We start from the raw sequence: 13,645 nt of genomic DNA, 5'->3' as shown, positions 1-13,645 counted from the left end.
TTTCTAATAAGAATGTGAACGAAACTCATCATAGTAGATGCAGGGGATAGCTAAATGGTCATAGTGAAATTGAGTGTTTCGAGAAAAAAATAAAAAAACGCCTTATTATAGGGCGTTTTTTTTATTTTCAGCATATTGATAATATCGCTTTAGTGAAATTTTTGATTTGAAGCCAACTAATTTTATGATTTCTGGCTCTGGGGTTTGTTTTTTTATTAGGCGTAAAATAAACGTGTTCCGGAAATGTTGTCCAGAAATGCCTTTACGTAAATTGGCTCTTGCTACTTCAAGTCGGATCATTTTTTGGATAGCGATTTCTGTTAGTGCTTTTGGTGCATCGTTTTCGTATACCCATCTGTATGTTCCGCGGTTAAAATCGAATGCAACAAACAACGGGTCATTACTATGGTATTTAGGACGAACTGGTTCTGGAATACTTTTATAATATGTGTACAGTTGTTTTTTGTCTTCGATTGCTAATGTGATTGTTCTTTCTACTCCTGCGGTTGCTGGAATAGAAAGTGTATTAGTTTCAAAATGAACGTGATGCATAGTTAATGCTGTAAGCTCTTGTAAGGATAGTCCGTAGTCGATTAATATATTTAAAATGGCGATATTACGATCCATTAATAATGGACGAACGGGACGTTGTTTTTCTGAAAGTCCTTCTAATGAAGTGACTATATGCTTTAATCTTTTTTCTTCATCGGATGAAATGAAATCTTCATTACGCAATGCACGGTTTGGTTGAATAGTAATTTCCATATCATTCAATGGATTTGGAATGTTAAGAAAATGATGCATTCTATTTAATACAATAAATACACGATGCATTGTTTTCTCAGAGTAGTGTCGATTCTTTTTTAAGTCTGAAAAGTAATCTTCATAGTCTTTTGTACAAAGTGTTGCCCATATATTACTGGAAGGGAGCTTTTTGTTTTTTTCTAACCAATGTCCAAAATCTTCAATGTCATAAACATAACGTTTAATGGTTGAAGACTTTCGGCCTTTATTCAATAAAAAAATAGAAAAGGCTTGTATTGTATCATGGAATTCCGTTGTTTCCATAGTCCCACCACCTTGATTATTTCTTATATTATAGCAAACTTTTCTGAAAATAGGCATTTGCAAGAGGGACTGGAATAATAATATTTGGTGAGTGGATAAAATGAGGTGATTGTATGGAACAATCGATGCGTAAGAAAAATAACAATCAAATTAATATTGTATTAAACCATCGAAAGAAAATTTCGTTACCGGCATCAGAAAATAAAACGGTAATTTCAAGTGAAACCACTACTAAACATGAGATGTTGCAGAGAATTGAAGAAGAGATGGGAAAGCTTGTTGGGATGGATGAAATAAAAAAGATAATAAAAGAAATTTATGCTTGGATTTATGTAAATAAAAAAAGACAAGAGATGGGGTTGAAATCTGAGAAGCAAGTGCTTCACATGTTATTTAGGGGGAATCCCGGTACTGGGAAGACAACCGTTGCTAGAATGATAGGGAAATTGTTGTTTGAGATGAATATTTTATCGAAGGGGCATTTAGTTGAAGCAGAACGTGCTGATCTTGTGGGGGAGTATATCGGTCATACAGCGCAAAAGACGAGAGATTTAATAAAAAAGGCCATGGGAGGTATTTTGTTTATTGATGAGGCGTATTCTTTAGCGCGGGGGGGAGAGAAGGATTTTGGGAAGGAAGCTATTGATACACTTGTGAAGCATATGGAAGATAAGCAGCACGGTTTTGTATTAATTTTAGCTGGATATTCAAGAGAGATGAATCATTTTCTTTCATTAAATCCAGGGTTACAATCTCGTTTTCCATTTATTATTGAATTTGCGGATTACTCGGTAAATCAGCTGTTGGAAATTGGAAAGAGAATGTATGAGGAGCGTGAATATCAGTTATCTAAAGAAGCGGAGTGGAAATTTCGAGATCATTTACATGCGGTAAAGTATTCGTCGCAAATTACATCGTTTAGTAATGGGCGATACGTACGGAATATTGTTGAAAAATCGATTCGTACACAAGCTATGCGATTGTTACAAGAGGATACGTATGATAAATATGATTTAATTGGGATATCAAGTATGGATTTAATGCTTGAAGAGGAGACGCACAGTACGTAAACTGTGCGTCTGTTTTTATGCATAAGTTCGTTTACTCTTTTTTTGCTTTTTCTTGGTGAGTTTTATGAAGACGTTCCATTTTAGCGCTCTTTTCGTGCGCTGAATTTGGATCATGTCCAAATTGGTTTACTGAGCTTTTTTGAGCTCCTTTATTAACATGGTTTGTCATTTGCATTCACCTCGCTTTAAAAATTAGTATAAACATTATGTAAAGAAAAACTCGTTAGAAAAGAAAAACCTCTTTACGATATGTAAAGAGGTTAGATTGCTATTTATGCATTGAGCGCTCCTTTGTATCGATGCGTCTATGCGGTAAATGCCATTTGTAATGAATAGAAACCATGCGGAAGCAAACAATTAAAATGAATAAGGTGTATAGAGCCCAATCGCTAACGATGACTTTAGCGCCAATCAAAAAACCGGCTAAAATCGTCCAAAACGCATATACATCAGCTCGAAGGACGAGAGGTTTTCTACGTGCTAAAAGATCACGAATAATACCGCCGCCAATGCCAGTTAAAACAGCAGCTACAATTGTAGCGCTAATTGGTAAATTTAATTTTTGGGCGTATAGAGCTCCTTGTACGGCGAACGCTGATAAGCCGATGGCATCTGTGATGTTTTCCCACTTTTTCCAATGCTTAATTAATTTATTAGGAAAAAGAAAAATGATCGTCATTGATAATAGTGCGATTTGGAATAACATGTCTTGTTGCCAAAACGCGACGATTGGATAACCGATTAATAAATTACGAAGGGCACCTCCCCCAAATGCGGTTGCCATTCCTAAAATATATACCCCGAAAATATCATAATCCTCTTCCATTGCAACAATGGCTCCGCTTAGTGCGAAAGCGATTGTGCCTATGATGCTAAAAATCTCCCATGCCATGAATTTTCTCCCCCGCTAACTAGATGAAATGTGCTTCCTCTGCTATTATATTAGAAGGTTTAAATTTCGAAAAGGATGAGTGAACATATTTGATGGAAGAAAAAGAAAAAATCATATTAGTTGGCTGTCAATTGCCACAAGATGATGATGAAAAATTTATGCATTCCATGAAAGAGCTTGCATCGCTAGCGAAAACTGCGCGAGCGGAAGTGTTAGTATCAACGACGCAAAAGCGCCCGAAGTTTCATCCGGCGACTTATATAGGAAAAGGTAAACTAGAAGAGCTTGCAGCGTTGACGGAAGAATTAGAACCAGCTGTTATTGTTTTTAATAATGAGTTAACACCAAGTCAAATTCGGAATTTATCTTCAGTATTAGATGCGAGAGTGATTGACCGAACGCAGTTAATACTAGATATTTTTGCGCAACGTGCGAAATCGAGAGAGGGTAAGCTTCAAGTAGAATTAGCTCAATTGCAATATACAATGCCGCGCCTTATGGGACAAGGTCTTGCTTTATCGCGTCTTGGTGGTGGAATTGGTACAAGGGGACCAGGAGAGACGAAGCTTGAGACAGATCGTCGTCATATTCGATCTCGTATTGATGAAATAAAGAGACAACTTGCGGTTGTTGTGGAGCATCGAAAGAGATATCGTGAGAGAAGAAAAGATAATAAAGTGTTTCAAGTTGCGTTAATTGGGTATACAAATGCAGGAAAATCTACGTTGTTTAATAGATTAACGGAAGCTGATACGTTTGAAGAAAACTTATTGTTTGCAACGCTAGATCCGACGACAAGAAAGATGCCGTTACCTTCTGGTTATACAGTGCTTTTGACTGATACGGTTGGTTTTATACAAGATTTACCTACGTCACTAATTGCTGCTTTTCGATCTACGTTAGAAGAAGCTGGGGAAGCGGATGTTATTTTACATGTTGTTGATTCTGCAGATCCTAATTATGTAGGGCATGAGCAGACAGTAAAACAATTATTGTCGGACCTTGAAATTAATCGTATTCCTATTATTACGTTATATAATAAAAAAGATAAATTGCATCAAAACTTCATTCCATTTCCGAAAAGTGATTTCTTAATGACTAGTGCTTTTGAAGAAAGTGATTTATTGCGTATAAAAGAAGCGCTAGAAACGAAGATGAAGGAAGAAATGGATGATTATCAAGTGGAAATCCCTCCGAGTGAAGGTAGGTTATTAACGCTTTTAAAGACAGAAACAATATTAACTAAAATGGAGTTTCTAGAAGATAAATTTGTATATGATTGTACAGGGTATATATTTGCTCATTCATCGCTTAAGGGGCAATTAAAGAGATTTTTAGTGGAAGAAGGAGAAAATAATGTTTGATCGTTTGAAAAATGGAGAAAAAATTGCTCCAATCGTAAAAGAAGTAGAAAGTCAAATTATAGAAGTACATAAACATGTGGATGAAGTGATTGAGAGTAACCAATTTCGTGTATTAGAAAGTTTTCGTAAACACAAAATTAGCGATTCGCATTTTATTCCGACGACAGGTTATGGTTATGATGATATTGGTCGTGACACGTTAGAAAAAGTGTATGCTGATGTATTTGGGGCAGAAGCGGGTCTTGTTCGTCCGCAAATTATTTCAGGTACTCACGCAATTTCGACAGCTCTATTCGGTATTTTACGTCCAGGAGATGAACTGCTATACATAACAGGAAAACCATATGATACGTTAGAAGAAATCGTTGGTGTACGCGGAAAAGGTGTAGGCTCATTTAAAGAATATAATATTGGTTATAACGCAGTTCCGTTAACTGAAGAGGGATTTGTGGACTTTGAAGCTGTTGCAGCTGCGATCCATAGTAATACGAAGATGATTGGTATTCAGCGTTCAAAAGGATATGCTACTCGTCCGTCGTTTACTGTTTCACAAATTAAAGAGATGATTGCGTTTGTGAAAGAGATTAAACCTGATGTTGTTGTATTTGTAGATAACTGCTATGGCGAATTTATTGAAGAAGAAGAGCCATGTCATGTTGGTGCGGACTTAATGGCAGGCTCTCTTATTAAGAATCCTGGCGGTGGAATTGTTAAAACTGGTGGTTACATTGTTGGTAAAGAGCAGTATGTTGAAGCGTGTGCATATCGTCTAACATCTCCAGGAATCGGTGCGGAAGCAGGGGCATCTTTATACAGTTTGCAAGAAATGTATCAAGGTTTCTTCTTAGCGCCGCATGTGGCGGGACAAGCGCTAAAAGGTGCGATTTTTACAGCTGCATTTTTAGGGAAGTTAGGGATGAATACATCACCAGCTTGGAATGCACCAAGAACAGATTTAATTCAGTCTGTTCAATTTGATGATAAAGATCGTATGATTGCGTTCTGTCAAGCGATTCAATATGCATCTCCAATTAATTCTCATTTCACTCCATATGCAAACTATATGCCGGGTTATGAAGATGATGTAATTATGGCTGCGGGGACGTTTATTCAAGGTGCAAGTATTGAGCTGTCGGCTGATGGTCCGATTCGTCCGCCTTATGTTGCTTACGTGCAAGGTGGGTTAACTTATTCGCATGTAAAGATTGCGATTTGTTCTGCGATTGATGCGTTAATTGAAAAAAAACTATTAACAATTTCTTAAAGGAAAGCTGTCGATTTCGGCAGCTTTTTTCGTGTGAAAGTAATGATTTGTGCCATTAGAAAAAAATGAAAAAATCCACAAAAAAATCATGTTAGAAAAGCTAACATCTATTGACACTAAACATAACATGGTGTAAAATGAGAAACAGTTAAGGCGAAGGAGGAACTGAAACAATGAAAGAAGATAGACGTTCTGCTCCGCTGTTTCCAATTGGTATTGTAATGGATTTAACACAATTATCTGCACGTCAAATTCGCTACTATGAAGAGCATAATCTTATTTTTCCAACCCGTACAAAAGGGAATCGTAGATTATTTTCATTTAACGATGTAGATAAATTGTTGGAAATTAAAGATTTGTTAGATCAAGGCTTAAATATGGCCGGAATTAAACAAGTATTGCAAATGAAAGAAAATCAAACAGAAGCAGTGAAAGTAAAAGAAGAAACGAAAGAAATTTCAAAATCCGAGCTTCGCAAAATTCTTCGAGATGAACTACAACATACAGGTAGATTTAATCGGACCTCATTGCGACAAGGTGACATTTCAAGGTTTTTTCACTAAAGATAACTGATTCTGAAGGTGTTTAGAGGGACTAAGGAGGAATTTATAATGGCTAGGTACACAAAAGAAGATATTTTCCGTTTGGCGAAAGAAGAGAATGTAAAGTATATCCGTCTGCAATTTACGGACCTTTTAGGGGTAATTAAAAACGTAGAAATTCCAGTGAGCCAATTAACAAAAGCTCTTGATAACAAAATGATGTTTGATGGATCTTCTATTGAAGGTTTCGTACGTATTGAAGAATCTGATATGTATTTATATCCGGATTTAGATACTTGGGTAATTTTCCCTTGGACAGCTGAAAAAGGTAAAGTAGCTCGTTTAATCTGTGATATTTACAATGCTGATGGTACTCCATTTGATGGCGACCCACGTAACAACTTAAAGCGTGTGTTAAAAGAAATGGAAGCATTAGGATTCTCAGATTTCAATCTTGGACCAGAGCCAGAATTCTTCCTATTTAAAGTTGATGAAAAAGGAAATCCAACACTGGAATTGAACGATAACGGTGGATACTTCGACCTTGCGCCGATGGATCTAGGGGAAAACTGTCGTCGTGATATCGTTCTTGAACTTGAAGAAATGGGCTTTGAAATTGAAGCATCTCACCATGAGGTTGCGCCAGGTCAACATGAAATTGACTTTAAATATGCAAATGCAATTCGCTCATGTGATGACATTCAAACATTCAAGCTTGTTGTAAGAACGATTGCTCGTAAACATGGTTTACACGCAACATTTATGCCGAAACCATTATACGGTGTGAACGGTTCAGGTATGCACTGTAACTTATCACTATTTAAAAATGGTGAGAACGTATTCTTCGATCAAAACGGTGATTTACAATTAAGTGATGATGCTCGTCACTTCATCGCAGGTATTTTAAAACATGCGCCAGCATTTACAGCGGTAGCAAACCCAACTGTAAACTCTTACAAGCGTTTAGTACCTGGATATGAAGCTCCATGTTACGTAGCATGGTCTGCACAAAACCGTAGTCCATTAGTGCGTATTCCTGCATCTCGTGGTATTAGTACACGCGTAGAAGTACGTAGTGTTGACCCAGCTGCGAACCCATATTTAGTAATGGCTACATTATTAGCAGCAGGTCTTGATGGAATTAAAAATAAATTAACTCCACCAGCTGCAGTAGACCGTAACATCTACGTAATGACAAAAGAAGAGCGTGAAGAAGCAGGTATCGTTGACTTACCAGCAACATTAGCGCAAGCGTTAGTTACTTTACAATCTAATGAAATCGTATGTGGCGCATTAGGTGATCATTTACTTGAGCACTTCATTGAAGCAAAAGAAATTGAGTGGGATATTTTCCGCACGCAAGTTCACCAATGGGAACGCGACCAATATATGTCTCTATACTAAGAGAGAAAAAAGCCCTAATACTACGGTATTAGGGCTTTTTCGTCATTTATCTACAGTGAAAAAACGCGAATATTGTCGCATTTTTTTTAGTGTCATCAGGAAGTAATTTAGTGAAAATAATTTGTGTTGACTCGTTCTGTATAAAGAACTAAAATGGCATTAACTAGAAATGTTTGTATATTAAAAAGAATGAAAATATTGTTTTTTTCTTAAGTTTTCGATGCCAATTTCAAGTTGAAGCTCATTGGTTTTAAATGAGGAGGGAAGTTATGGATAAGGAAATAAATTTGAAAAATCTATTTACTATTATACGGAAAAGAATTTGGATCATTCTATTATTTACAACTCTCACAACAGTAGCAGGAGCGATGTATACTATATATGTAAAAACACCATTATATGCCTCTTCAGCAAGAGTTATTGTTCAAGCTAATGCTGAAACGATGAATACATTGAAAGCGATGGTAAATGAGCCTGTAATATTAGAAAAAGTGGCTGCTGAATTGAATATTAACAGATCTGCAGGTGCATTAAGTGGACAAATAAGTACAGAAAGTGTGCAAGGGTCCCAGATTATGAGAATAAATGTAGTGGATATAGATCCTGTGCTTGCTCATAAAATTGCAAATACTACAGCCGCTGTTTATAAGAAAGAAGTAGCGAATATACTGAATTTTAATAATGTGAGTATATTACCAGAAGACCCAGTTCAAAAACATTCTATGCCTATAAATATAAATCACCTTAAGACGATACTAATTGCATTCTCTATAGGTATGGTGCTCAGTATTGGATTCATTTTTTTATTGGATTCACTTGATGAGAGAATCAAATCGGAACGGCGAATTGAACAATTGTTAGATGTCCCTGTTTTGGGCGGAATATCTAAAATGAATAGAAAAAATGTGAAAGACAAATTCAGTAAAAAAAATACGGTATTATTGAGGGAGGGAACGGAGTGGCTTACAAAAATAGACGAAAAACAAATAAAGTTAAAGGAGAAAGTATAATTGTACATACCGCTCCAAGATCGAAAATTTCGGAGCAGTATCGTTCGCTTCGAACAAACCTTCAATTATCTTCATCTATTCATAAAAGCAGAACTATAGTTATTACTTCTCCGAGGTATGGTGAAGGAAAATCAACGATTACAGTTAATTTAGCAGTCTCAATAGCACAAAAAGGTGAAAAAGTATTGGTAATAGATGCAAATTTACGAACACCAACGATTCATGAAATGTTTGGAGTAGAAAATACAATTGGATTAATTGATATATTGAACGGAAAAACAACTTTAGAGGGCGCCGTGAAAAAAACAGAGATGGAAAGTCTGGATGTATTAACTAGCGGACCAGTACCATTTAATCCATCTGAAGTGCTTAGTTCAGATGCAATGGATATGTTAATTCAAAAGGCGCTGGAACGATACGATATTATATTATTTGATTCTTCTCCTGTACTAGAAGTAACAGATACAAGTGTATTGGCTGATAAGTGTGAAGGTGTATTATTGGTGATACGTTATAATCATACTGTGAATGAAGATGCGCTTGAAACGAAAAGGGCGTTAAGTTTTACGAAAAGTAGGATATTAGGTGCGATTTTGAATGGAAAAGTATAAATAACATAAATGTACTTTAGAAAAATGAATTTAACATCCTTATATCAGGATGTTCTTTATAAAGAATTTTTTAAAGGGATACGATGTGGTGATGTCTCCTTACCGCTATCAACGGAGGCACTCGATTATGCTGTGGGTTGTGAAAACAACCTTAGATGCGAGTCATCAAGAGTGTAATGTGAGGGAGGGTTAGATGCCCCTATTTTATTAAAGTTTCTAACTATGTGTTTTTAATAAAGAGAATATAGTTAGAAACTTTAAATTTGAAAGAGTTAAGTATGGAATTGATTAAAGGAGGAAGTTACATGACGTATCGGCGGAGGATATCGTTATTACTTTTAATGGATTCAATGATTGTGTTAAGTGCTATTTTCTTTAGTTATTTCTTTGTAAATGCTAGCTTTAGTGTTATCACTTTATCATCAATTATTAGCTCTATCACTCTACTAGTCAGTCATCATTTATTTGCTTTAATATATAAGTTGTATAATAAAGCTTGGGAATATGCAAGTATAGGAGAATTACTCATTATATGCAAAGTTGTTACATTTTCTATAATTGCTACAGCGGTTGTGCAGCAACTAATCATGCAAAAAATGTATTTTCGGCTGTTAGTTGTAACTTGGATGATTCATATTTTATTAATTGGTGGTTCACGTTTTATATGGAGAATGTACAGAGATATTTATTATGTAAAAAAGGGTGATAAAAAAAGAACGTTAATTGTTGGTGCGGGATCTGCTGGGACAATGGTTGCAAGGCAGTTGTTAAAGAATAGTGCTGCCGAATTAATGCCAGTCGCATTTATTGATGATAATGTAAAAAAACATAACCTTGATATTTGGGGTATTCCAGTAATTGGTGGTAAGAATCAAATTGAGTATGCTGTTAAAAAACTGAATATTGAAATAATAATTTTAGCAATTCCTTCATTAAACAAAAGAGAGCAAAATGTTATTTTGAAAAGATGTTTAAAAACAGAAGTGAAAACTCAAATTCTTCCGATGTTAGAAGACTTAGTAACGGGTAAAGTATCGGTGAACGAATTCAGGGATGTTCAAGTAGAGGATTTATTAGGGCGTGATCCTGTAGAACTTGATGTGGATATTATTTCAGATTATATAACTGACAAGGTTATTTTAGTTACTGGTGCAGGAGGTTCGATTGGTTCGGAAATTTGTAGACAAATTGCAAAATTCAGGCCGAAAAGGTTGATTTTACTAGGGCATGGGGAGAACAGTATTTATTCTATAGAAATGGAATTAAACAGAAAATATGGAGATATGAAAGGCACGTTTATTCCTGAAATCGCAGATATACAAGATGAAAAAAAGATGAATTCAATAATGAATAAACATCTTCCAAATGTTGTATATCATGCAGCTGCACATAAACATGTACCACTAATGGAGAATAATCCTGAAGAGGCTGTTAAAAATAATTTGATTGGAACTATGAATGTATCAGAGGCAGCGAGAGCACATGGAGTAGGAACGTTTGTTATGATTTCCTCTGATAAAGCTGTGAACCCGACGAGTGTTATGGGAGCAACAAAGAAATTAGCTGAGATGGTAATTCAACATAAAGATAAAATAAGTCATACAAAGTTTGTTACTGTACGCTTTGGGAATGTCTTAGGAAGTAGAGGGAGTGTTATACCTTTATTTAAGAAGCAAATTCAAAATGGTGGACCAGTTACAGTTACTCATCCTGATATGGTTCGGTATTTTATGACAATCCCGGAAGCATCAAGACTCGTAGTGCAAGCTGGTGCTTTAGCTAAAGGTGGAGAGATTTTTGTATTGGATATGGGAGAACCAGTGAAAATAGTCGACCTTGCCAAAAATCTTATTCGATTATCAGGAAATTCTGTGGATGAAATAGGAATAGAATTTACTGGTATACGCCCAGGGGAGAAACTTTTTGAAGAATTACTAAAAGAAGATGAAATGAATGAAAAGCAAATTCATCCGAGGATTTACGTAGGACAAGAAATGAATGTTCGTATAGAAGAAATTGAAGAGTTTATTTCAAGTTATACAGATTTAAACGAAGTAGAATTAAGAAAACGATTGTTAAAGTTAGTAAATCAGCGTAAAACTTTAAAACTGTTAATACCTGTATCAGGTCAATAGAAAAAATTTATATAAGACGGGTGCGTGGGATGGTGTCTAAAAAAGTTCTGTTTTGTGCAACTGTAGATTATCATTTTAAGGCTTTTCATTTACCGTATTTGAAATGGTTTTCAGAACAAGGATGGGAAGTACATGTTGCAGCGAATGGGAATATACATCTTCCGTACGTAACTCGAAAATATAATATTCCTATTCAAAGGTCACCTCTTAGTATACAAAACATCCACGCATATAAAAAACTAAAATCAATTATTGATCAAAATAAATATCATATCATTCATTGTCATACGCCTATGGGAGGAGTAATTGCTCGTTTAGCTGCTCAGAAAGCCAGGCAGCAAGGAACGAAAGTCGTATATACAGCACATGGATTTCATTTTTGTAAAGGAGCACCATTCATAAATTGGCTTCTATATTATCCAATTGAAAGAAGTTTAGCAACTAATACGGATTGTCTTATAACAATTAATCAAGAAGATTACAATTTAGCAGTTAAACATCGTTTTCAAGCGAAAGATATTAAATTCGTTCATGGTGTAGGGGTAGATATAAAGCGATTTGCCCCTGTAACTGAAACTGAAAAGCAAGAATTAAAACTACAATTTGGCTATAATCCACAAGATTTTTTAATGTTTTCTGCTGCTGAATTTAATAAGAATAAAAATCAAAGCTTTTTAATCCATGTATTAGCACAATTGAAAAATGAAATGCCACATGCGAAGCTTTTGCTTGCTGGCGAAGGACCGTTAATGGAAGAGTGCAAAAAAATAGCTACTCAACTAGGAGTGACTAACATGGTTCATTTTCTCGGTTACAGAAATGATATAGCTTCCTTACTACAGATGTGTGATCTTGCGGTTGCATCTAGTTACAGGGAAGGTTTGCCAGTTAATATTATGGAAGCCATGGCTTGTGGACTTCCGGTTGTAGCTACTGATAACCGGGGACATAGGGAATTGATTATTAACAATAAAAATGGTTGGATTGTAGATCGTGATGATATAAAAGCAATGGCTGACAGGATAAAGGGTATTTCTATAAATCCTAAAGTATTAGCTCAGATGGGGCAGTATGGATGTACTATTATTAAAAATCAATATTCAGTAAATGAAGTGTTAAAAGAGAAAAAAGAAATTTATACAACATTTATGGGGGAAATGGAGGATTTAAATTGGGCACTCCATTAAGAGTATTACATGTAGTCGTAAATATGAATAGAGGCGGAGCGGAAACTTTAATTATGAATTTATATCGCAATATAGATCGTTCCAAAGTTCAATTTGATTTTTTAACATGTAAAGAAGGAGTGTTTGATGAAGAAATAGTAAAGTTAGGCGGGGAAATTCATAGAATTCCATATATCACAAACGTTGGACATAGAGGATATATAAAAGCACTGGATAATTTTTTCACCTCTCATCAAGAATATAGAATTGTACATTCACACATGGATAAAATGAGTGGATTTGTACTTCGTTCAGCTAAAAAAGCAAGGGTACCAGTTAGGATTGCGCATAGTCACAATACTAGTAGTGAAGGTGGTGCTACTGCAAAAATCTATAAATGGTATGCAGGAAAATCTATAGGTACATGTGCAACGCATTTGTTAGCATGCTCAAATGCAGCTGCGAGATGGTTATTTGCAGATAAAGCTGATACAGCCAAAATCTTAAAAAATGGAATTGATTGTGATAGATTTTTGTTCCGTCCTGAAATAAGAAAACAAGTAAGAAAGGAATTACAAATTGAACAGGAAGCTTTTGTTATAGGTCATGTCGGAAGATTCGCTTATCAAAAAAATCATACCTATCTTATAGATTTATTTGCTCAGTTAACTCAATTTCGGCCAAATTCAATACTTTTATTAGCTGGAGAAGGGCCGCTTCGTTTGGAAATGGAAAAAAAGGTGAAAGATTTGAACATGGAGAATCACATAAGGTTTCTGGGGGTACGAAGTGATATAGAAAGGATACTTCAAGCATTTGATGTATTTGTTTTTCCGTCTATTCATGAGGGATTACCGGTCACACTTGTAGAGGCGCAAGGGGTTGGTTTACCTTGTATCATATCGGATGCTATTACGAAAGAAGTGGATTTGGGAATGAATCTAGTTGAACATGTTCCTCTAGCAGATAAAATGGCTTGGATAGAAAAAATGAAAAATATAGAAATTAGTAATTTTCCGAGGGAAATACCAGCTCAAGTATTTTTGGAGAAAGGCTACGATATAAAACATACGGCAGAATTAACTCACGACTATTATTCCGTACTTTCGAGGTGAGTAA

13 protein-coding genes are annotated in these 13,645 nt (G+C 35.5%); 10 read left to right on the top strand and 3 right to left on the bottom strand.

Annotation, left to right across the window (positions count from 1 at the left end; all coding sequences use genetic code 11):
- Positions 1-105: 105 nt before the first annotated feature.
- Positions 106-1,068 carry a tyrosine-type recombinase/integrase gene (locus tag MKX37_RS17980; protein WP_078422192.1) on the bottom strand — a complete coding sequence of 321 codons (963 nt, stop codon included), beginning with the start codon at positions 1,066-1,068 and terminating at the stop codon, positions 106-108.
- A 113-nt stretch (positions 1,069-1,181) separates the two neighbouring features.
- Here MKX37_RS17980 and spoVK point away from each other — a divergent pair, with 113 nt between their 5' ends.
- Positions 1,182-2,138: a stage V sporulation protein K gene (spoVK, locus tag MKX37_RS17975; protein ID WP_002014481.1), complete on the top strand. Its 957-nt coding sequence runs from the start codon at positions 1,182-1,184 to the stop codon at positions 2,136-2,138.
- Positions 2,139-2,169: 31 nt separating this feature from the next.
- Here spoVK and MKX37_RS17970 read toward each other — a convergent pair whose 3' ends face one another.
- Positions 2,170-2,307, bottom strand: coding sequence for a hypothetical protein (locus MKX37_RS17970; RefSeq protein ID WP_002087943.1), 138 nt, complete (start codon positions 2,305-2,307; stop codon positions 2,170-2,172).
- Positions 2,308-2,406: 99 nt separating this feature from the next.
- The gene (locus MKX37_RS17965) at positions 2,407-3,030 is read right to left on the bottom strand and encodes a trimeric intracellular cation channel family protein (protein WP_002014478.1); all 624 of its coding nucleotides are present in this window, start codon (positions 3,028-3,030) and stop codon (positions 2,407-2,409) included.
- 92 nt (positions 3,031-3,122) lie between these two features.
- Here MKX37_RS17965 and hflX point away from each other — a divergent pair, with 92 nt between their 5' ends.
- From hflX to MKX37_RS17920, 9 genes are all read left to right on the top strand, one after another.
- Entirely contained in the window at positions 3,123-4,394 is a 1,272-nt protein-coding gene (gene hflX, locus MKX37_RS17960) for a GTPase HflX (RefSeq protein ID WP_002069969.1), read from the top strand.
- Positions 4,387-5,658, top strand: coding sequence for a methionine gamma-lyase family protein (locus MKX37_RS17955; RefSeq protein ID WP_002128611.1), 1,272 nt, complete (start codon positions 4,387-4,389; stop codon positions 5,656-5,658). The genes hflX and MKX37_RS17955 overlap by 8 nt, the downstream gene beginning before the upstream one ends.
- Positions 5,659-5,831: 173 nt before the next feature.
- Positions 5,832-6,221: a transcriptional repressor GlnR gene (gene glnR / locus MKX37_RS17950; protein WP_002014475.1), complete on the top strand. Its 390-nt coding sequence runs from the start codon at positions 5,832-5,834 to the stop codon at positions 6,219-6,221.
- A 48-nt stretch (positions 6,222-6,269) separates the two neighbouring features.
- Positions 6,270-7,604, top strand: a complete 1,335-nt coding sequence (glnA, locus tag MKX37_RS17945; RefSeq protein ID WP_002014472.1) for a type I glutamate--ammonia ligase — start codon at positions 6,270-6,272, stop codon at positions 7,602-7,604.
- Positions 7,605-7,873: 269 nt separating this feature from the next.
- Positions 7,874-8,614 carry a YveK family protein gene (locus tag MKX37_RS17940; RefSeq protein WP_078422191.1) on the top strand — a complete coding sequence of 247 codons (741 nt, stop codon included), beginning with the start codon at positions 7,874-7,876 and terminating at the stop codon, positions 8,612-8,614.
- Positions 8,563-9,225: a CpsD/CapB family tyrosine-protein kinase gene (locus tag MKX37_RS17935; RefSeq protein WP_002128609.1), complete on the top strand. Its 663-nt coding sequence runs from the start codon at positions 8,563-8,565 to the stop codon at positions 9,223-9,225. The genes MKX37_RS17940 and MKX37_RS17935 overlap by 52 nt, the downstream gene beginning before the upstream one ends.
- A 305-nt stretch (positions 9,226-9,530) precedes the next feature.
- Entirely contained in the window at positions 9,531-11,360 is a 1,830-nt protein-coding gene (locus MKX37_RS17930; protein ID WP_002167788.1) for a polysaccharide biosynthesis protein, read from the top strand.
- Between the two features lie 29 nt (positions 11,361-11,389).
- A complete protein-coding gene (locus MKX37_RS17925; protein ID WP_078422190.1) occupies positions 11,390-12,547 on the top strand; it encodes a glycosyltransferase family 4 protein in 1,158 nt (385 codons plus the stop codon).
- On the top strand, positions 12,532-13,641 hold the full coding sequence (locus MKX37_RS17920; protein ID WP_078422189.1) for a glycosyltransferase family 1 protein: 1,110 nt from the start codon (positions 12,532-12,534) through the stop codon (positions 13,639-13,641). The genes MKX37_RS17925 and MKX37_RS17920 overlap by 16 nt, the downstream gene beginning before the upstream one ends.
- Positions 13,642-13,645: the final 4 nt, after the last annotated feature.

The sequence above is a fragment of the Bacillus sp. FSL R5-0709 genome (assembly GCF_038004785.1).
Taxonomy (GTDB): domain Bacteria; phylum Bacillota; class Bacilli; order Bacillales; family Bacillaceae_G; genus Bacillus_A; species Bacillus_A mycoides.
The sequence above is the reverse complement of the archived record's forward strand: the minus strand, read 5'-3'. Positions and strand labels throughout refer to the sequence as shown.

Excerpts from the sequence above, each read along its gene's own strand:
- MKX37_RS17940 (WP_078422191.1), top strand. The coding sequence starts at position 7,874 with ATGGATAAGGAAATAAATTTGAAAAATCTATTTACTATTATACGGAAA.
- MKX37_RS17930 (WP_002167788.1), top strand. The coding sequence starts at position 9,531 with ATGACGTATCGGCGGAGGATATCGTTATTACTTTTAATGGATTCAATG.
- MKX37_RS17970 (WP_002087943.1), bottom strand. The coding sequence starts at position 2,307 with ATGACAAACCATGTTAATAAAGGAGCTCAAAAAAGCTCAGTAAACCAA.
- MKX37_RS17980 (WP_078422192.1), bottom strand. The coding sequence starts at position 1,068 with ATGGAAACAACGGAATTCCATGATACAATACAAGCCTTTTCTATTTTT.
- hflX (WP_002069969.1), top strand. The coding sequence starts at position 3,123 with ATGGAAGAAAAAGAAAAAATCATATTAGTTGGCTGTCAATTGCCACAA.
- MKX37_RS17925 (WP_078422190.1), top strand. The coding sequence starts at position 11,390 with ATGGTGTCTAAAAAAGTTCTGTTTTGTGCAACTGTAGATTATCATTTT.
- MKX37_RS17965 (WP_002014478.1), bottom strand. The coding sequence starts at position 3,030 with ATGGCATGGGAGATTTTTAGCATCATAGGCACAATCGCTTTCGCACTA.
- MKX37_RS17955 (WP_002128611.1), top strand. The coding sequence starts at position 4,387 with ATGTTTGATCGTTTGAAAAATGGAGAAAAAATTGCTCCAATCGTAAAA.
- spoVK (WP_002014481.1), top strand. The coding sequence starts at position 1,182 with ATGGAACAATCGATGCGTAAGAAAAATAACAATCAAATTAATATTGTA.
- glnR (WP_002014475.1), top strand. The coding sequence starts at position 5,832 with ATGAAAGAAGATAGACGTTCTGCTCCGCTGTTTCCAATTGGTATTGTA.
- glnA (WP_002014472.1), top strand. The coding sequence starts at position 6,270 with ATGGCTAGGTACACAAAAGAAGATATTTTCCGTTTGGCGAAAGAAGAG.